Below are 19,988 nucleotides of genomic sequence, written 5' to 3' on the forward strand. Positions count from 1 at the left end.
AGCATGGTTATCATGATATTAACCATTATTTTAATTATAGTGATCTTAATTCTAGGTTACTTAAGTTTTCAGATCGTCCCACAGAATCACGCGGGTATGATCACCATCTGGGGTAAATGTATCAACCGCAACCATCCCTGCGAACCAGGCCTACATTTTAAGATTCCGTTTGTTGAAAAGATCATTCCGGTCAATTTAGCTCAAGGTAACGTTTACCTAAGCGGTAATCATCCCATGACGATTACCACCAGTGATCAGGCCCTAGCTTACATTCAAGCTTCGTTAACCTATCACGTTACTAATCCCTACGACTATCTCTGGGGTAACCAAAATTCCGTTGAAAGTATGAATCAAAAGGTTCAGAGCATGCTTCGTGATATCATCGGTGGCATGACTTTAAACGACGCCTTAGACTCTAACGAACGAATTCAGGTCGAACTTCAGCGTCGAATTGCCTCTGCCACTTACATGTATGGACTCCATGTTGATCAGGTCAACATCGAAAAACTCCAGGCTTCGGAAGAAATGCAAAAGCACATGGACGAACAAAAGCAGTCTCAGTTAGACAAAGTTTCCAAGAAAAACGAAGCCGATGGTGACGCCGCTAAGATTTCTTCCGTCAATAAGGCTCAAAATGAAGCTACCGTTAACACTGCCCAAGCCAAAGCTACAGCCACTAAAAAGAACGCCGACGCCCAGAAGTACGCCATTCAAGCTAACGCTGACGCTCAACAGTACAGCGTTAAAGTTATGCAAAAGGTCTTATCCGAAGTTGGTAACGATCCAAAATTAGAAAAGGCCTATTTTAATTACTTATCCATCAACGCATATAAGCAATTAGCTGAATCCGGTAATATGGTCTTCGCCAACGGTCACTCCAATGATTTCGGTGACCTACCAAAGATGGCCGCCATGCAGAAAATATGGGATAAAGGCGAAGCTAACGATAATAAGTAACGCAATCTAATTAACCGTAAAAAAACATCCCTAAATGATGATTTCATTTAGAGATGCTTTTTTATTTCAGTTGATTGGGCCTCGCCTGGGTCTTGAGGAAATAGAATGTTAGATCAGAAAACTAAGCACCAGGTTTCAGAACCCAATTTATATAAATGATGGACAATAAATGAGTTGACAGCTTATTTAAGGACCTTGCTCAAGAACTTCTGAGCTTCCGGCGTCTTCGGATGGCTAAAGAAGTCTTTTGGTTTGCCCTGCTCTTTAATACCACCTTTGTCCATGAACCAGATCTCGTCAGCAACGTTCTTGGCGAAGCCCATTTCATGAGTAACAACGATCATCGTCATTCCTTTTTTAGCTAACATCTTCATAACGTCCAAGACTTCACCAACCATTTCAGGGTCTAATGCTGAAGTTGGTTCATCAAAGAGCATGACTTTTGGGTGCATTGCTAATGAACGAACGATGGCTACTCTTTGGGCTTGCCCACCGGATAGTGAATCCGGATAGACATTCGCCTTTTGGTCTAAGTTAACCATCTTTAATAATTTGTGAGCCTGTTGAATGGCCTTATCTTTATCAACGTGGTTAACCTTGATAGGTGCCAGAATAATGTTCTGTAAGATGGTCTTATTCTTAAATAGGTTGAAATTCTGGAACGTCATCCCAATTTTGGAACGTAATTTAGTTAACTGATGAGCATCACATTTAGTTAAGTCTTCACCATCGAAATAAATGGAACCCGACGTTGGTTTGCCCAACATGTTAATGCAACGGATCAATGTACTTTTACCAACTCCAGAGGGTCCTAACAAGCAGACCACCTGACCATTATTAACGGTTAAATTAATGTTTTTAAAAACTTGGTGCTTGCCAAATGATTTCGATAAATTTTGAATTTTAATAATTGGTTTTGTCGATATCTTATCCATACTAACGTCTCCTTGATTTAAGCTTTAGCGGTACCCTTGTGGTTAAACTTCTTTTCGTAGTAATGCATGATAGCAAGAATAATGCTAGTCATGATGAAGTAAATAATCATGATGATAAAGATCGGTAGAACACCTTCATAAGTATCGGCCTGAACGATCTTCATTTCGTACATTAATTCAGCGACACCAATCGTGGATACCAATGAGCTATCTTTCAATAAGGTAACGAATTCGTTACCAAGTGCCGGCCAAATGTTCTTAAAGGCTTGTGGTAAAACAATGTTCTTCATGCCTTTAGCTTTAGATAAGCCTAATGATAAAGCTGCTTCCATCTGACCTTTATCAACGGAATTAATACCACTTCTGATGATTTCGGCAACGTACGCACCGGAGTTAACACCAATGGCAATAATTCCAGAAGTTAATGCAGGTAACTTAACGATTTCACCTAAACCAAAGTATACAAACATGATCTGAACTAATTCAGGTGTTCCTCTGATGAATTCAATGTAAATAACGGCAATCGTGTGTAAGAACCAGTTATGAGATAACCGCATCAATGCGAAGATTACACCAAGGATTAGGCCCATGATGACACTAGCAACACTAATTACGATCGTTAATTCAAGACCTTTAATGAAGTAGTCTTTGTAGTTCCAAAGTGAAAATTGACTCTTGTTATTCTTAGCGGTACCCATCTTTTTACCAGCAGCAGCAACGAACTTGTTGGTGTAGGTATGATTATGATTATCTTGTTCAATTACCTTGTTAGCAGCATTAGTTAATGAATTGGCACCCTTGTGGAATGCAATACATCTAGTGGCGTTCTGACCAGTCTGGCCTTTGAAATGACTAGGGACTTCAGCTAAACCAGTGGTGTTCTTAATGTAAGCATCAGCAGCAGGCTTTTCCATTGGAACGGCCTTAAATCTGCCGGACTTTAAACCAATGACTAAATCGTTAGTTGAATCCATCCCTTTTAGATGAACGTTCTTAATTTGCTTCTTAGCCATCGTGTATTGAGTAGTACCTAACTGGGCACCAATGGACTGATTAGCTAAGTTCTTGTAAGAATGGTACTTCTTTGCGTCCTGCTTGTTAACAACGAAGTTAATGTAAGCATCGGCATAACTCTTACTGAAGTTAACGTTCTTAGCTCTCTGTGGGGTGTAACTTAAAGCGGCAATTATCATGTCAACCTTATGAGTATTCAATGCCGTTAACAGAGAGTTAAATGACATGTTCTTAATCTTTAATTTTACGTGTAACTTTTTGGCGATTTGTTTACCTAATTGAATATCAGCACCGTAATCTTTGGACTGACCATGATGACTCTTTTGAAATTCATACGGTGGATAATCAGGCGACGTCCCCATTACCAAGACGCCCTTTTTCTTAACTTCATTCAACGAATTATCAGTTGCGCTCGAAGCGTTAGCGTTTAACGGTAGTAACATTCCTAACGTCATTCCAATCGTTAGGATGAAGGTCATAGCTAAGATAATGGCCTTCTTTAACCAATGTTTTGATTGAGACATGCTATCTTTTTCCTTTCTTTATTTAGTGAAATAAAAAATCCCCTTGGATCTTGATGATCCAAGAGGACGTCGGTGTAAACGCGGTGCCACCTCATTTTCTAGAGCATTCGCATACTCTAGCTCATAAAGTTGTTACAAACTTACAAGATAACGGATTAACCGATCTTCCCTACTTTTTCGGGAAGTAACTCTCAGGCTCGAATTAATTAAATCATCTAACCGGTTCTCATGAACCCGGTCTTTCTGTGAAGATAGTTTAACTAACCTTCCTGATCAACGTTTTGATATTCAATTTAGAAGCAAAAAGCCTCACGGATTTTACCGTGAGGCCTAATTAATTGCAGAATTAATTTCGAGCAAATACAGAAGCTCAACCTGCACGGTTTAACAGATTACCGTGCAAGTTTTAAAAATACTAATCACTTACACGGATGTTGGATCGGCGAACTCGAAGAATTCGTCGGGCGTAAAATCGTCGAACGTTTAGGTTATTCATGTGTAAGTTAACGATTAGCATTTTTGAAACTTCCTTTCAGATATAAAACTAACTTAATTAATTAACTTATCGATTAAGTACATTTTTAATAATAGCACCTAAATTTCGGATTGCAAGATATTTTACAAATTAATTTCAGTTTTTATTAAACAAATTCATAAATGGTCCTCTAATTGCTTATGTTATAGAAACTTTGATTAAATATAATGCTGATTAATTTCTTTAAAGACATGATCAATAATTATGAACGCCTTGGATAACGTCGATTTCTTGATTACTAACGGTGGCTGGAAACGAAGAACACTAAAGTTAGTGGTGGTCATAATTACGCCGTTTTTAACTAACAGGTCACAGATCTTTTCGGCTAATTTTGGATCAAACTTCTTGGTCCCCGGTTTTACGACATCGATCCCACCGTTTAAGCCGTACATCCGAACGTCACCAATAAATGGATATTTTGATGCTTCTTCATCAAAGAACTTTTTAGCGAACGGACCCATCTTTTTACTTCTGGTGACCAGATGTTCTTGCTGAATTACATCTAAAGTTGCGGAACATGCCGCTGCAACAACCGGATTCCCAGCCGTTGTAAACGCGTCTTCAGGAAAGACCAGTGATTCCATGATTGCTTTCTTACCAATCGTGGCACTCAATGGTAATCCCGATGCCAAGGCTTTTCCGGTAACTAATATGTCGGGCTCGATGTTATGGAAATGCTGAATGGACCACCATGTCCCAGACCGGCCTAAGCCTTGATTGATCTCGTCAACTGCAAATAAAATTCCGTGCTGATGAGCAAAATGATAAACCTTCTGCAGATACTTTTCGGGAGCTTTAATGATTCCACCGTCACCTTGAATGGGTTCGACCATAATAACGGCCGTTTCGTCAGCCGGAACATAGTTTTCAAACGGCATTAAAAACTCATTAAAGAGCCGGTCGACAAATTGATCTTCCGTTTCACCCTTTAGTTTTAACCACGGTGCCGGGTAAGGAACCTTAATGATCCCTGGTAATAACGGACCGATATTTCTAACTTGGTCAACTTCACCGGTCGCAGATGCACCACCGTAGTCAGATCCGTGACATGAGCCATCATAACTAATCACATATGGCCGACGGGTATAACCTCTGGCAAACTTAATAATTGAATCATCCGATTCAGAGCCGGAAGTTCCCCAGCTAAGTTCTAATGGACCGTGCATCGGTATCGTCTTTAATAACTTTGGCATTAAATTAACTTCGGTGGTGTTAGCGAAATATACGGGAGTATAGTCCAATAATTTAGCGGCCTGCTTTTGAATTGCGTGAACGACATGGGGATTACAATGCCCAACGTTAGCCGTAGTGGCGCTGGATAACAAATCAATGTACTGTTTACCGTTAGCGTCATAAACGTATGATCCCTTTCCGGAACTAATTACGACATCCCGATTTTGATTGGTCGCGGCCCTCGAAAAATATTTATGCATCTGATTTAATAAAACTTGATTCTTATCCATAGCTATTACCTTCCAATCCTAACTAAATAACTTAAATCTCGTTTAAAGACGCAAACCGTGAGATACCAAATCATGAATTTGACGTTTCACGTGGTTAATCCCTAATTTAGTAACCATTTCTTTAGCTAAGTATTTATTTATTGATAGCCATGACTTTTTCACATGAATAAATTTATACGGGGGTTTATCCATTAAGATCACGGAATTGGCATAATGACTAACGGTTGAGGCATTAGCGCTGTCTCCCGTTGAACCAATCACGATGATACTAACACTAATTAATGTGATCGCAACGATCATTACTTTTTGAATTAACTTATCGTTTAGCATTCTGATTTTTCTTCCTTAAGACGACAAAAAGCCCTGCAACTTATTTAAAAGTCACAGGGCTTTCCTGATTTTCAGTGATTCACATTTCGATTACAAGAACAGGCGGAGCTCATGCGGCTCAATCAATATAACCGCACGAGTTCGAATTAAGGAGTTCATTTAACGTACGGACTTTTTAATGACGACTTGTGCGTCGTCGTAGGTCCATGCGTCGAGATTGATTATTAATATCCTTAATAATTAACATCATAATTTTCCTCCTCAATTTATTTACGTAGATAAATATACTGATTTCGTTTACCATTGTCAAATTTATTAACTAATTAATTTATATTATTATAATAGTTTCTTTTATAAGTATAATTTACTGTCTATTTCAATCCAAAATTGCCATAATGATTACCAAAATTTTATTGGCAAGTCCCTTAAAATATGGGCTTGAATGGTTAAGAAAGCGTTTCAATCGTGCTATGATTAAGTGTAGAAAGTAATGAAGGGAGCTCATTAACAATGAAGCAAGCAAATATTGGAGTCATTGGTGTTGCCCCAATGGGCAGTAACTTGGCTTTAAACATTGAAAGCCGCGGTTATACCGTTGCTGTATGGAACCGTACTGGTTCTAAGACTAAGCGCTTTGTTCAGAAGAACGCCGGCAAGAACTTAATTGCCACTTATTCTTTACAGGACTTAGTTAAGACTATTAAAAAGCCTCGTAATATCGTTATGATGATCAAAGCTGGTAAACCAACTGACATCGTTATTAACAACTTAATTCCGTTATTAGACAAAGGTGATACCTTAATTGATGGTGGTAATACTCCATTCAAAGATACCATCGCTCGTAACAAGAAATTAGATAAGTCCGGTATTAACTTTATCGGTATGGGTGTTTCCGGTGGTACCTCTGGTGCTCGATTCGGTCCTGCCTTAATGCCTGGTGGTCAGTACTCCGCTTACAAGAACATCAAGCCAATCTTAGACAAGATCGCTGCTAAGACTCCAGATGGCCGTCCAACTGAAATCTATTGTGGACCTAATGGTGCTGGTCACTATGTAAAGATGGTTCATAATGGTATCGAATACGCTGATGAAGAATTAATCGGTGAAACTTACACCATCTTACGTCACTTATGTGGCTTAGACGTCGACAAGATCGCCGCTATCTTCAAGAAGTGGAACAAAGGTGAATTAGACAGCTACTTAATCGATATCTTTGCTAACTTATTAGCTAAGAAAGATAAGAAAGGTACTCCTGTTATCGACATCATCTTAGATGAAGCCGAAAACAAAGGTACTGGTAAGTGGAGTTCTGAAGATGCCTTAAACTTAGGTGTTCCTCAGTCCATCATTACCGAAGCTGTTTACGCACGTTTCGTTTCCATGTTAAAAGAAGAACGTGCCGCTGCTAAGAAAGTCTTAAACGGACCTTCTAAAGATGAAATGGTTAAGCCAACCGCTGACGTTGTTGAAAACTGCCGTAAAGCATTATACTTCGGTAAAGTTATCAGTTACGCCCAAGGTTTCGAACAGTTACGCTTCGCATCTAAGTACTACAACTGGAACTACCACTTCGACCAGATCGCCGTTGACTGGGAAGCCGGTTGTATCATCCGTGCTAAGCTTTTACAGCCAATCGAACAGGCATTCAAGAAGAACCCTAAGTTACCTAACTTACTGTTAGATCCATACTTCGCTGGCGTTGCCAACAAGTACCAGGATGCCGCTCGTAAGATCTCTGCATTAGCTATGCGTAACGGTGTTGCCATTCCTTGCTTCAGCTCTGCCGTATCTTACTTTGATGAATACCGTACTCCATTGAGCCCTAACGCGGCATGTATCCAGATGATGCGTGATACCTTCGGTGACCATGGTGTATTCTTCAGAAACGATATTCACCGTCAAGGTACTCGTTTACACTTATCCGACTTGGAAAACAGCGACAAGTAATTTAAATTAAAAATTAAATCTTATAATATTAAAAGACGTTCGTTTTGCGAACGTCTTTTTTTAGTCTTAATATTACCGTTAAATATATTATTGAAATGGATCCTGAAACATTCGTAAAAAATGAAAGACCCGGTTTCCAATCGGCGAATTAAACGGATTCGGATTGGAATCAGATAACTGCTGAATGTTGATCAGTGCGATATTTTTATGACTAAAGTAGGCTTTTTCTTGTTCATAAGAATAAATATCGTGCGGACTCGGATTATATAAAAGGACGTCCTTAATTTCATGCTTATGAAACAAACCCAGTCGGCGCTTAATGTTGTTAATCCAATTAATAATAGAATTTAGATTGAGGTCGTGAAGGGAGTAGCCGATAAACAGAAAGACATGCGTCATCAATAAGGACTTGATAAAATCTGACATTACGACGTGAGTATATCGATAGTTTAGATAATCCGATTCTCGCAAAACGATGTCGTTTAGATGATTGACGTCACCATGAATTTTCATTAAATAGTGTTTACCATATCCACATTTTCGTAAGAACGACCGGTCATCATAGGTCACAATATAGTGACGGTTCAATCCCGTCTGACGTAAAGACTGCTCAAGTAAATTGTCATAATTAGTGGTAATAATGTGGTCTGGCTGTAAACGAACAATTAAATCATCAAGCGGGTTAGTTTTAGCGTTCACTGGGAAATGATCTTTAACAAAATTTAAATATTGCTTCGGTTGCGTTTCCCAAAAGAGTTCTGGAATCTTAAGGTAGTCATTCCGAGTTAACACGGAAGATTTAACGCCGATTTTCTTTGCCATTAAATGGATCAATTCATCCCAGGTGGGCAGATTTGAATTTTTAGAAATCCCGGCCCCCACAAAGAAAACTAATCGTGACTGCTGATAAGCTCGTTTTAAGTAATCTAGAATCTGTTTATTCAATTGTTATTCCGCCTTTTTTAACAACATATAAACATCTTTAAAGCCACCTAAAAGGAGTAAGATGGTTATTTACCATCTTACTCCTTTAGTGAAAACGGTGATAACTAATTTTTAACCAATAATGTGGTCCCACTTAGTGATCCACTTAGCTAAATGCTTCTTAACAAATCGATAATTTAAGGTATGGTATGCTTAGCGTTTGCTCCAAAGGTATCAATATATGGATAATTTTCATTTATTATTGGTCTTATTAAATATTCTTTATAAATCGAAACATTTATGCTTTTATATTCTTGATGTTTTCTCATAAGTTAATATAATAGAATATGTAATTAGGAGAGAAGTCTTTATAATGTTATTGAGAACTAATTCAGAATTTAACATAACTGAACAAGTCGTCGTAGTCGTCTCGGTCTTGGACTAAGATGACTGCGGTTCTTTAGCATTGTAAAAACTAAGTCCACGCAGTCTTAATTATGAATAACTGTGTGGATTACCATTAATCGAAACTTAATTAGATATATGATCCTCACAGTTATTCGCTGTGGGGATTTTTTAATGCATTAATTAGTATGAAAGGAATGTTGCTTTATGGGTAAAGGTCATAAGATTAACGCTTTAGAAGCGTTTGCCTTATCACTAGCGAGTATGGCTCCAACCGGATCAATGGCCGGTAATACTGGACCTAGTGCTAAATTTGCAGGCATGAATCTACCGATTTCGTTTTTAATTGCTGCAATTGCGATGCTATTAGTTGCGGTCGGCTTTTATGAAATGTCAAAACGAATTTCAGCCGATGGTTCAGTTTATGCATATAATCGAACCGTTTTAAATGAACACTGGGGTTTTATCTCAGGTTGGTTAATCACCCTGTGTTATGGAGTCTTTACCATTGGTATGTCAGGCTTATCAGGAACTTACGCCAGTTTAGTTTTAAAGAACTTCGGGATTAAAGCATCCCCCATCTGGATTGGTTTCATTATTCTTCTGTTAACCTGGTTTATTCTGGATCATGGCATTCGGTTAACATCTAACTTGCCGTTATTTACCGAATTCATTGCCTTAGCAATTCTTCTGATCCTTAGTTTCATCATCATCATTAAAGGTGGACCCACTGGAACTAATATCCAGCCGTTCATTCCGCGCACCAAATTCTCCGGGATCGGTCAGGGTGCCGTTTACACGGTCCTCTGCTTCATCGGTTTTGAAGTCGCCTGTACGGTTGCGACCCGGACCAAGAACCCAAAGCGGTCGATCCCGATTGCCTTAATGTCCACCGTTATCGGTGGCGCCGTGATCTTCGTCTTCGTCAGTTACGCCATCGTAATTGGCTTCGGGACTGACGCCAGTGGCATGAAAGCATTGGCTAGTTCACCAGCTCCGTTAAATACCTTGGCCGCTCATTTCATGAACCCTGGTATGGCCACTTTAATCGACTTTGCGATTTTCCTAAGTGCATTCGGTGCCGTAATTGGAATGATGAATGCAACTTCATATATGGTATACGCTTTAGGTGAACATCATTACTTACCATCCCGTTTAGGGGAGTTTAGCTTTCAGCATGACGCACCCTGTCATTCAATTAACGCTTTAGGTATTTTAGGCGTAATCCTTTATCTAGGCTCCACCTTACCGTTAGGTGTTAACAATACTTATCTCTACTACATGACGATTGGTGCCTTAAGCATGATTATCGTATACATGCTGTCATGTGTCGCAACCTTACGCCTATCGATCACAACTCATGAAACCACCTTTAAACGTGCATTATCACCGATTTTAGGCTTTATCGTTTTAATTCTGGTTCTGTTATCTAACGTTTACCCAATTCCAAAATTCCCGCTTAATCTCATCCCATACTTCGTATTATTATGGGCAATCATTGGTTATGCCATGAGTGTTCATCACACTAGAGCTAACAATCAGTAAAATGGCTTTCATATTAATATCAAACGATTGGTCTAGGCATCGTGTAACCATGTCTAGGCCTTTTTGTTTCCACTTTTGCTAATTTATAATCATTATAAATTGGTGTACCATGAAATTGAATTCATTATCAAAGAGGGATTTCATGTCAAAATTATATACAGACTACTTCTTTACTGATAAGAAGGATTATGACAAAAATGACGGCGGATACGTACCGTTACAGGTACCGGACGTTAAACCGCAAAAATTGAGAATTCCAGAACCTTTGAAACCAACCAAGGAAACCAAGACTGATATGTATTATCACATCACTTCCGAACCTGGCGAAACTCAATTATTACCTGGTGTTAAGACCAAGACCTGGGGCTATAACCAGAGCTTATTAGGTAAAACTCTGATCTTTAAGCGTGGTAAGACCATTCATTTGACCTTCACCAACAAGTTACCCGTTTTGACTACGTACCATCTACATGGCTTAAACGTTCCTGGTGAAGTCGATGGTGGCTGCCATACCCCGTGGTATCCTGGTGAAACCAAGACCGTTAGCTTCAAGTGTAACCAACCAGCTTCGACCTGCTGGATGCATGCTCATCCGTGTCCATCCACCGCTCAGCAAGTCTGGAAAGGTTTAGCTTGTGCCATTGTCATCTTGGATAAGAACGCCGAAAAATTACCGTTACCTAAGAAGTACGGCGTCAACGACGTTCCGTTAATCTTGCAAGACCGTAAATTTCATAAGGATAACCAGTGGCATTATATGAAGGACTACAATCCTGATGGAGTTCAGGGACCTACACCGATGATTGACGGTACTCTTAACCCATACTTTGACGTCACTACTCAGAAAGTTCGCTTCCGTCTATTAGACGGTGCTAACCGTCGTGAATGGCGTTTACACTTCAGTGATGACTTACCATTCATTCAGGTTGCTGGTGACGGTAGTTTCTTACCGCACCCCGTTCATATGAATAAATTAATGTTAACCTGTGCTGAACGTGCAGAAATCATCGTTGATTTTGGTAAATACAAGCCCGGTGACGTCATTAAGTTATACTGTGACAAGACACCGATCGTCACCTTCAGAATCCACAAGATGACGCCGGATAACAGCAAGTTACCCGATACCTTGGTTAAGTTACCTGATCCAAAGGTCAACAACCCTTACGTTCATAAGATCGTGATGGGCGGTACCGATGAAATGGTCGACATCAACGGTAAGAAGTTCAACATGCAGCGGATTGATTCTAAGCAGACCATTGGCCAGGTCGAATATTGGGACGTTACCAATTCCAACAGTTGTGGCCATGGTATGATTCATCCGTACCACATGCACGGTTGTCAATTCCGCATCATTTCTCGTGACGGTCATGCACCTTACCCGAACGAACACGGTTTAAAAGATACCTTAGGTGTTAACCCTGGTGAAACCGTTCGTTTGAAAGTTTGGTTCAACTGTCCAGGAGTCTTTATGTACCATTGCCACATTATCGAACATGAAGATGGTGGCATGATGGCACAGATCAAAGTTATCGACCCAAAGAATCCTAATAAGAAGTATCACTTAATGGACATGAAGACCCTGACTGATCACATTGCCAAAGAAAAGGGCATCAAACCGAGTCAAGTCGAAATGGGTGGCATGCATTCGTACCGTAAGATGGGTATGAAGATGTAATTAATCCATTAAGATATTAAGATTTAAAATCGTTCAGAAAATAATTTCTGAACGATTTTTTTTGTATCTTTGTGATGTGTTGTTATCCAAAATTTATTGCATCTAAAGTTACCGCTTAGTTCCTTTCCAGCATTAAATAAGTTGATTACCAATCATGTTTATTTTAACGATTACCGATTCCCTCCTGTATGTAAGGGCTTTCAAATTTGTACCGATTGCGGATTAGTCGGTGTACTATTAAGTAGAGTTCATAAGTAAAGAGGGATATTATGTCAAAACTATATACGCATTATTTCTATACTGATACGAAAGACTGGGACGACCAAGACGATAGTTTTGTACCGTTACAGGTACCCAACGTTAAACCGCAAAAATTGGGCATCCCGGAATTCTTAAGACCCACTAAAGAAACCAAGACTGACATGTACTACCACATCATTTCTGAACCTGGTGAAACCCAATTGTTACCAGGTGCTAAAACCAAGACCTGGGGCTATAACCAGAGTTTATTAGGCAAGACGATCGTTTTTAAGCGTGGCAAAACCATTCACCTAACCTATACTAATAAGCTGCCAATCCTAACCACGTATCATTTACATGGTTTAAACGTTCCTGGTGACGTCGACGGTGGCTGTCATACTCCGTGGTATCCTGGCCAAACTAAGACCGTCAGTTTCAAATGTGACCAACCAGCATCAACCTGTTGGCTCCATGCTCATCCATGTCCATCGACTGGTGAACAGGTCTGGAAAGGTTTAGCTTGTCTCATCGTCATCTTAGATAAGAACGCTGAACACCTACCGATCCCAAAGAAATACGGCGTCAATGATATCCCGTTAATTTTACAAGACCGTAAATTCCATAAGGATAACCAGTGGCATTACATGAAAGATTACGATCCCGATGGAGTTCAGGGTCCAACACCAATGATCAATGGGACCCTCAATCCATATTTTGACGTAACAGCCCAGAAAATTCGTTTCCGAATCTTAAACGGTGCTAACCGTCGTGAATGGCGCCTGCATTTCTCAGACGACTTACCATTTACCCAGATTGCAGGTGACGGAAGCTTCTTACCGCATCCGGTCCACATGACTAAAATCATGATCACCTGTGCCGAACGAGACGAAATCGTGGTTGATTTCGGTCAATATAAGCCTGGTGACGTCGTTAAATTATATTGTGATAAGACGCCGATCGTCACCTTTAGAATTCACCAGATGACTCCTGATAACAGTAAATTACCGCATACTTTAGTTAAGTTACCAAATCCAAAGATTAATAATCCTTACGTTCATAAGATCGTTATGAGCGGGACCGATGAAAAAGTTGAAATTAACGGTAAGAAATTCAATATGCAACGCATTGACTCCAAACAAACGATCGGCCAGGTTGAATATTGGGTCGTTTCTAATTCTAATAAATACTGCAGCGGTATGATTCATCCGTATCACATGCACGGTTGCCAATTCCTGGTTGTTTCTCGTAATGGGCATGCACCTTATCCAAATGAACATGGCTTCAAAGATACCATCGGCGTCAGTCCTGGCGAAACCGTTAAATTAAAGGTTTGGTTCACCTGTCCTGGTGTATTTATGTATCATTGCCACATCATCGAACATGAAGATGGCGGTATGATGGCTCAAATCAAGGTTACTGACCCAAAGAATCCAAACCAAAAGTTCCACTTAATGGATATGAAGACTTTGACTGATCACGTTGCTAAAGAAAAAGGCATTAAACCTAGTCAAGTTAAGATGGGTGGCATGTATTCATACCGTAAGATGGGTATGAAGATGTAAATCATATTATCTTAACATTAATTAGAAACTAAAAAGACCGCTCAGAAAGTAATTTCTGAACGATCTTTTTATACTTTAAATATTATGTAAATTCTAGTCTATTGATTATTACTCATGTATTTACCGTTAAATAAAACTAATTGTGACAGTGCTCGTCTTTGTTTATCAATGCTGTCAACTTCGGTATTTAAATGATTAACGAAGGCTTTAAATTGCTTACCAAATTGGTCACTAACGTTTGGATTATCATTAATAATGTTAATAAAATCTTCCATGAACTGATTAAACATCGACATGGAGACACCATCGTTAGTATCGTCACCAATAACGGTAATCAAGTCATTAATTAAATTATTAAAATGAATTAATGCGATCGAGTCTTTACTCATAATAATGTCCTTTGGTCATAGTTTCCCATTTATAATAAACAAAAAGGCCTTCGAAATCAATCGAAGACCTTTTCTTTCATGTTTGTTCGCGTGGCAACAACCTATCCTCGCAGAGGGCGATCCCTCAACTACTTTCGGCGCGCGGAAGCTTAACTTCTGTGTTCGGCATGGGAACAGGTGTATCCTTCCGGCTATCGCCACCACACTATATTTTCAAGAGAACTTCGTTCTCTCAAAACTGGCTAATATTCATACTTCTCCGAGGATACCTTTTTGGGTTAAGTCCTCGACCGATTAGTACTGGTCGGCTTCACGCCTCGCGGCGCTTCCACGTCCAGCCTATCGAACTCATCATCTATGAGTGGTCTTACTTCCCCGAAGGGAATGGGAAATCTCATCTTGAGGTGGGTTTCACACTTAGATGCTTTCAGCGTTTCTCTCATCCATACATAGCTACTCAGCAGTGCCCCTGGCGGGACAACTGATACACCAGCGGTATGTCCATCTCGGTCCTCTCGTACTAAAGACGGCTCCTCTCAGATTTCCTACGCCCGCGACGGATAGGGACCGAACTGTCTCACGACGTTCTAAACCCAGCTCGCGTACCGCTTTGATGGGCGAACAGCCCAACCCTTGGAACCAACTACAGCTCCAGGATGCGATGAGCCGACATCGAGGTGCCAAACCTTCCCGTCGATATGAACTCTTGGGGAAGATAAGCCTGTTATCCCCGGGGTAGCTTTTATCCGTTGAGCGATGGCCCTTCCATTCGGAACCACCGGATCACTAAGTCCGACTTTCGTCCCTGCTCGACCCGTTGGTCTCACAGTCAAGCTCCCTTGTGCCTTTACACTCGATGAATGATTTCCAACCATTCTGAGGGAACCTTTGAGCGCCTCCGCTACTCTTTAGGAGGCGACCGCCCCAGTCAAACTGCCAACCTGACACTGTCTCCTGCCACGATCAGTGGCATGGGTTAGAGTGTTCGTACAACAGGGGTAGTATCCCAAAGACGCCTCCACCGAAACTAGCGTTCCGGTTTCCACGGCTCCTACCTATTCTGTACAAGTCATATGAACACCCAATGTCAAGCTACAGTAAAGCTCCACGGGGTCTTTCCGTCCTGTCGCGGGAAACCTGCTTCTTCACAGGTACTTCAATTTCACCGAGTCCTTCGTTGAGACAGTGCTCAGATCGTTACGCCTTTCGTGCGGGTCGGAATTTACCCGACAAGGAATTTCGCTACCTTAGGACCGTTATAGTTACGGCCGCCGTTTACTGGGGCTTCATTTCAGAGCTTCGCCGAAGCTGACTCATCCATTTAACCTTCCAGCACCGGGCAGGCGTCAGCCCATATACTTCATCTTACGATTTCGCATAAACCTGTGTTTTTAGTAAACAGTCGCCTGAGCTTTGTCACTGCGGCTGCACTGACGTGCAGCGCCCCTTCTTCCGAAGTTACGGGGCAATTTTGCCGAATTCCTTAACGAAGGTTCACTCGCTCACTTTAGAATTCTCATCCTGACTACCTGTGTCGGTTTGCGGTACGGGCGGTTAATCACTAGCTAGAAACTTTTCTTGACAGCGTGACGTCAGTAACTTCCTTACTAAACTTCAGTCCTCGTCACTGCTCACGTGAACGGGAACAAGCATTTGACTCATTCCCTGGCTCGCAGCTTGAACATGCACAACCAGCGGCATGCATTACTTAGCCTTCTGTGTCTTTCCTTCGCTTAAAACGCAATTAACCGGTACAGGAATCTCAACCTGTTATCCATCGCCTATGCCTTTCGGCCTCGGCTTAGGTCCCGACTAACCCTGGGCGGACGAACCTTCCCCAGGAAACCTTAGTCATCCGGTGAACTAGATTCTCACTAGTTTCTCGTTACTCATACCGGCATTCTCACTTCTAAGCGCTCCACAGGTCCTCACGGTCCTGCTTCAGTGCCCTTAGAACGCTCTCCTATCACGCGCACCTGACGGTGCGTGTCCACGATTTCGGTAATGTGCTTAGCCCCGGTAAATTTTCGGCGCAAAACCACTCGGCTAGTGAGCTATTACGCACTCTTTAAATGATGGCTGCTTCTGAGCCAACATCCTAGCTGTCTATGCAATTTCACTTCCTTTTCCACTCAGCACATATTTAGGGACCTTAATCGGTGGTCTGGGCTGTTTCCCTTTCGACCATGGATCTTATTACTCACAGTCTGACTCCCGGATATTTAAATCAATGGCATTTGGAGTTTATCAGAAATCAGTAGCTCAAGACGAGTCCTTCATTCTAACAGTCGCTCTACCTCCATGATTCTTCATCCGAGGCTAGCCCTAAGGTTATTTCGGAGAGAACCAGCTATCTCCAAGTTTGTTTGGAATTTCACCGCTATCCACATCTCGTCCAAGCAATTTTCAACTTACACTGGTTCGGACCTCCGGTCCGTATTACCGAACTTTCATCCTGGACATGGATAGCTCACTTGGTTTCGGGTCTACGGCAACATACTCAACGCCTGATTGAGACTCGCTTTCGCTGCGGCTCCGGCTTTTCGCCTTAACCTCGCATGCAACTGTAACTCGCCGGTTCATTCTGCAAGAGGCACGCTATCACCCGTTAACGGGCTCTAACTGCTTGTAAGCATATGGTTTCAAGAACTGTTTCACTCCCCTTCCGGGGTGCTTTTCACCTTTCCCTCACGGTACTGGTTCACTATCGGTCACTAGGTGGTATTTAGCCTTGGGAGATGGTTCTCCCGGCTTCCGACGGAGTTACACGTGTTCCGTCGTACTCAGGATCCTGAACTGAGAAGCATCAATTTCGCCTACGGGGCGTTCGCCCTCTCTGGCAGATCTTTCCAAATCTTTTGACTATTAATGCTTTTGGTAACTCAAATGTTCAGTCCTACAACCCCATGAAGCAAGCTCCATGGTTTGGGCTCTTCCCCGTTCGCTCGCCGCTACTTAGGGAATCGAAATTTCTTTCTGTTCCTGCTGCTACTTAGATGTTTCAGTTCACAGCGTTTTCCCCTCGCCAGCTAATCAATTCACTGGCGAGTAATCACCGACTGAGGTGATTGGGTTTCCCCATTCGGAAATCCCCGGATCAAAGCTTACTTACAGCTCCCCGAGGCATATCGGTGTTTGTTCCGTCCTTCTTCGGCTCCTAGTGCCAAGGCATCCACCATACGCTCATAATAACTTAACCTAAATGTTTGTCACTTGCGTGACAACGGTTTTGGTCATTTTGAATAATTTTAGAATTCAAAAATAACGCGGTGTTCTCGGTTGAAATTAAAATTTAAAATAAATAATAATTTCAATAGGAAATATAAATATTATCCAGTTTTCAAAGAACCAAGTTCTAATGTATGAGCCCTCACGGGCTCAATGGAGTATAGCGGAATCGAACCGCTGACCTCCTGCTTGCAAAGCAGGTGCTCTCCCTGCTGAGCTAATACCCCATAACAGCAATGGGTCTGGACAGACTCGAACTGTCGACCTCACCCTTATCAGGGGTGCGCTCTAACCAACTGAGCTACAGACCCATACGGGCAAGGCCTGTAGGCCTCTCAAAACTAAACAAGATTTCGATATCTGTACAAGTTTCCGATTGAATGTAAATCCTTAGAAAGGAGGTGATCCAGCCGCAGGTTCTCCTACGGCTACCTTGTTACGACTTCACCCTAATCATTCGTCCCACCTTAGATAGCTGGCTCCTCAAAAGAGGTTGCCGCACTATCTTTGGGTGTTACGGACTCTCATGGTGTGACGGGCGGTATGTACAAGACCCGGGAACGTATTCACCGTGGCATGCTGATCCACGATTACTAGTGATTCCAGCTTCGTGCAGTCGAGTTGCAGACTGCAGTCCGAACTGAGAACAGCTTTATGGGATTAGCTTGACCTCGCGGTTTCGCAACCCATTGTACTGTCCATTGTAGCACGTGTGTAGCCCAGGCCATAAGGGGCATGATGATCAGACGTCATCCTCACCTTCCTCCGGTTTATCACCGGCAGTCTGACTAGAGTGCCCAACTGAATGCTGGCAACTAGTCACAAGGGTTGTGCTCGTTGCGGGACTTGACCCAACATCTCACGACACGAGCTGACGACGACCATGCACCACCTGTAGATCTGTCCCCGAAGGGAACAGCTAATCTCTTAGCCTAACAGAAGTATGTCAAGGCCTGGTAAGGTTCTTCGCGTAGCATCGAATTAAACCACATGCTCCACCACTTGTGCGGGTCCCCGTCAATTCCTTTGAGTTTCAACCTTGCGGTCGTACTCCCCAGGCGGAGTGCTTAATGTGTTAACTTCGGCACTAAAGGACGGAAATCCTCTAACACCTAGCACTCAACGTTTACAGCATGGACTACCAGGGTATCTAATCCTGTTTGCTACCCATGCTTTCGAGCCTCAGCGTCAGTGACAGACCAGACAGCCGCTTTCGCCACTGGTATTCTACCATATATCTACGCATTTCACCGCTACACATGGTGTTCTACTGTCCTCTTCTGTACTCAAGTCGCTCAGTTTCCAATGCACTTCTTCGGTTAAGCCGAAGGCTTTCACATCGGACTTAAACAACCGCCTGCGCTCGCTTTACGCCCAATAAATCCGGATAACGCTTGCCACCTACGTATTACCGCGGCTGCTGGCACGTAGTTAGCCGTGACTTTCTAACCAGATACCGTCACTACCAAGCCATTTCCTACTTGGTACGTTCTTCTCTAGCAACAGAATTTTACGAGCCGAAACCCTTCTTCATTCACGCGGTGTTGCTTCATCAGGCTTTCGCCCATTGTGAAAGATTCCCTACTGCTGCCTCCCGTAGGAGTCTGGACCGTGTCTCAGTTCCAATGTGGCCGATTAACCTCTCAGTTCGGCTATCCATCATCGTCTTGGTAGGCCTTTATCTTACCAACTAACTAATGGACCGCGGGTCCCTCCAAGAGCGACGCAAACGCGCCTTTCAAACTGAAACCATGTGGTTTCAGTTGTTATCCGGTATTATCATCCGTTTCCAGATGCTATCCCAGACTCAAGGGCAGGTTACCCACGTGTTACTCACCCATCCGCCGCTCACTCGAATGTAGAATCATTTGATGCAGAGCATCAAAATCATCTACGGGAGTGCGCGCGACTTGCATGTATTAGGCACACCGCCAGCGTTCATCCTGAGCCAGGATCAAACTCTCATGTTAAAAATAACATAAGAACTTAATTACAAGCTCTTAAGATTAAATTACTAGTTTAGTTGTACGAACGAATTTATTAAAAACGCACGTAAAGTTAAAAATCTCATTATAAAATAACAAGACCACTTGCACTTGTGATGTCAAAATCTTGTTCAGTTTTCAAAGACCTACAATTGCTAGCCACATGAGCTCTCGCTCACATGACAATTATTAATATATCACAGATGAGACATAATGTTAAGTTATTTTTAAAATTAATTTAAAAACTTTTTAAACTAACTTTACAAATCATTAACATGTTCATTCTCACGCGACAATTGTTATTATACCAGGTGACCATCATTAATCAAC

General features: G+C 41.8%; 11 protein-coding genes, 2 tRNA genes, 3 rRNA genes and 1 other annotated feature. Of the genes, 5 read left to right on the forward strand and 11 right to left on the reverse strand.

The window, feature by feature from the left end:
• The first annotated feature begins 12 nt into the window (after nt 1-12).
• Nucleotides 13-957: an SPFH domain-containing protein gene (locus tag ELX58_RS07560; RefSeq protein ID WP_162614681.1), complete on the forward strand. Its 945-nt coding sequence runs from the start codon at nt 13-15 to the stop codon at nt 955-957.
• Between the two features lie 182 nt (nt 958-1,139).
• Here ELX58_RS07560 and ELX58_RS07565 read toward each other — a convergent pair whose 3' ends face one another.
• The 4 genes from ELX58_RS07565 to ELX58_RS07580 all read right to left on the reverse strand — a co-directional run bounded on the left by ELX58_RS07565 (nt 1,140) and on the right by ELX58_RS07580 (nt 5,758).
• Nucleotides 1,140-1,892 (reverse strand): amino acid ABC transporter ATP-binding protein, encoded by a 753-nt coding sequence (locus tag ELX58_RS07565; RefSeq protein WP_162614682.1) that lies wholly within the window; start codon nt 1,890-1,892, stop codon nt 1,140-1,142.
• Nucleotides 1,893-1,909: 17 nt separating this feature from the next.
• On the reverse strand, nt 1,910-3,430 hold the full coding sequence (locus ELX58_RS07570) for an ABC transporter substrate-binding protein/permease (RefSeq protein WP_133442495.1): 1,521 nt from the start codon (nt 3,428-3,430) through the stop codon (nt 1,910-1,912).
• Nucleotides 3,431-3,489: 59 nt separating this feature from the next.
• Nucleotides 3,490-3,716, reverse strand: a binding site (T-box leader).
• A gap of 407 nt (nt 3,717-4,123) precedes the next feature.
• Complete coding sequence (locus ELX58_RS07575; RefSeq protein WP_133442496.1) at nt 4,124-5,428, reverse strand: aminotransferase class III-fold pyridoxal phosphate-dependent enzyme; 1,305 nt, start codon at nt 5,426-5,428, stop codon at nt 4,124-4,126.
• Nucleotides 5,429-5,470: 42 nt separating this feature from the next.
• Nucleotides 5,471-5,758, reverse strand: a complete 288-nt coding sequence (locus ELX58_RS07580) for a hypothetical protein (RefSeq protein ID WP_133442497.1) — start codon at nt 5,756-5,758, stop codon at nt 5,471-5,473.
• A gap of 510 nt (nt 5,759-6,268) precedes the next feature.
• Between ELX58_RS07580 and gndA the strand changes: the two genes are divergently transcribed.
• Nucleotides 6,269-7,705: an NADP-dependent phosphogluconate dehydrogenase gene (gene gndA, locus ELX58_RS07585; RefSeq protein ID WP_133442498.1), complete on the forward strand. Its 1,437-nt coding sequence runs from the start codon at nt 6,269-6,271 to the stop codon at nt 7,703-7,705.
• Between the two features lie 87 nt (nt 7,706-7,792).
• On the opposite strand, the gene ELX58_RS07590 is transcribed toward gndA, so the two are convergent.
• On the reverse strand, nt 7,793-8,650 hold the full coding sequence (locus ELX58_RS07590; protein WP_133442499.1) for an SIR2 family protein: 858 nt from the start codon (nt 8,648-8,650) through the stop codon (nt 7,793-7,795).
• A gap of 591 nt (nt 8,651-9,241) precedes the next feature.
• On the opposite strand from ELX58_RS07590, the gene ELX58_RS07595 reads away from it, so the two are divergent.
• The 3 genes from ELX58_RS07595 to ELX58_RS07605 all read left to right on the forward strand — a co-directional run bounded on the left by ELX58_RS07595 (nt 9,242) and on the right by ELX58_RS07605 (nt 14,056).
• A complete protein-coding gene (locus ELX58_RS07595) occupies nt 9,242-10,579 on the forward strand; it encodes an APC family permease (RefSeq protein ID WP_133442500.1) in 1,338 nt (445 codons plus the stop codon).
• A gap of 142 nt (nt 10,580-10,721) precedes the next feature.
• Nucleotides 10,722-12,254, forward strand: a complete 1,533-nt coding sequence (locus tag ELX58_RS07600) for a multicopper oxidase family protein (RefSeq protein WP_133442501.1) — start codon at nt 10,722-10,724, stop codon at nt 12,252-12,254.
• 269 nt (nt 12,255-12,523) lie between these two features.
• Complete coding sequence (locus ELX58_RS07605; RefSeq protein WP_133442502.1) at nt 12,524-14,056, forward strand: multicopper oxidase family protein; 1,533 nt, start codon at nt 12,524-12,526, stop codon at nt 14,054-14,056.
• A gap of 98 nt (nt 14,057-14,154) precedes the next feature.
• Here ELX58_RS07605 and ELX58_RS07610 read toward each other — a convergent pair whose 3' ends face one another.
• The 6 genes from ELX58_RS07610 to ELX58_RS07635 form a co-directional block, all read right to left on the reverse strand.
• Nucleotides 14,155-14,445: a hypothetical protein gene (locus ELX58_RS07610; protein WP_133442503.1), complete on the reverse strand. Its 291-nt coding sequence runs from the start codon at nt 14,443-14,445 to the stop codon at nt 14,155-14,157.
• Nucleotides 14,446-14,533: 88 nt separating this feature from the next.
• Nucleotides 14,534-14,650, reverse strand: a 5S ribosomal RNA gene (gene rrf / locus ELX58_RS07615).
• Nucleotides 14,651-14,719: 69 nt separating this feature from the next.
• Nucleotides 14,720-17,644: ribosomal RNA gene (locus ELX58_RS07620) — 23S ribosomal RNA — on the reverse strand.
• Nucleotides 17,645-17,827: 183 nt separating this feature from the next.
• Nucleotides 17,828-17,900: transfer RNA gene (locus ELX58_RS07625), tRNA-Ala, on the reverse strand.
• Nucleotides 17,901-17,910: 10 nt separating this feature from the next.
• Nucleotides 17,911-17,984 (reverse strand) — tRNA-Ile (locus ELX58_RS07630).
• 83 nt (nt 17,985-18,067) lie between these two features.
• A 16S ribosomal RNA gene (locus tag ELX58_RS07635) occupies nt 18,068-19,643 on the reverse strand.
• The 16S, 23S and 5S rRNA genes sit together here with 2 tRNA genes alongside, the layout of an rRNA operon.
• Nucleotides 19,644-19,988 lie beyond the last annotated feature (345 nt).

This window comes from Acetilactobacillus jinshanensis (assembly GCF_004359375.1).
Classification (GTDB): Bacteria; Bacillota; Bacilli; order Lactobacillales; family Lactobacillaceae; genus Acetilactobacillus; species Acetilactobacillus jinshanensis.

What these genes read in the sequence shown, in the direction of transcription:
- ELX58_RS07560 (WP_162614681.1), top strand. Translation starts at nt 13, where the DNA reads ATGATATTAACCATTATTTTAATTATAGTGATCTTAATTCTAGGTTAC.
- ELX58_RS07565 (WP_162614682.1), bottom strand. Translation starts at nt 1,892, where the DNA reads ATGGATAAGATATCGACAAAACCAATTATTAAAATTCAAAATTTATCG.
- ELX58_RS07570 (WP_133442495.1), bottom strand. Translation starts at nt 3,430, where the DNA reads ATGTCTCAATCAAAACATTGGTTAAAGAAGGCCATTATCTTAGCTATG.
- ELX58_RS07575 (WP_133442496.1), bottom strand. Translation starts at nt 5,428, where the DNA reads ATGGATAAGAATCAAGTTTTATTAAATCAGATGCATAAATATTTTTCG.
- ELX58_RS07580 (WP_133442497.1), bottom strand. Translation starts at nt 5,758, where the DNA reads ATGCTAAACGATAAGTTAATTCAAAAAGTAATGATCGTTGCGATCACA.
- gndA (WP_133442498.1), top strand. Translation starts at nt 6,269, where the DNA reads ATGAAGCAAGCAAATATTGGAGTCATTGGTGTTGCCCCAATGGGCAGT.
- ELX58_RS07595 (WP_133442500.1), top strand. Translation starts at nt 9,242, where the DNA reads ATGGGTAAAGGTCATAAGATTAACGCTTTAGAAGCGTTTGCCTTATCA.
- ELX58_RS07600 (WP_133442501.1), top strand. Translation starts at nt 10,722, where the DNA reads ATGTCAAAATTATATACAGACTACTTCTTTACTGATAAGAAGGATTAT.
- ELX58_RS07605 (WP_133442502.1), top strand. Translation starts at nt 12,524, where the DNA reads ATGTCAAAACTATATACGCATTATTTCTATACTGATACGAAAGACTGG.
- ELX58_RS07610 (WP_133442503.1), bottom strand. Translation starts at nt 14,445, where the DNA reads ATGAGTAAAGACTCGATCGCATTAATTCATTTTAATAATTTAATTAAT.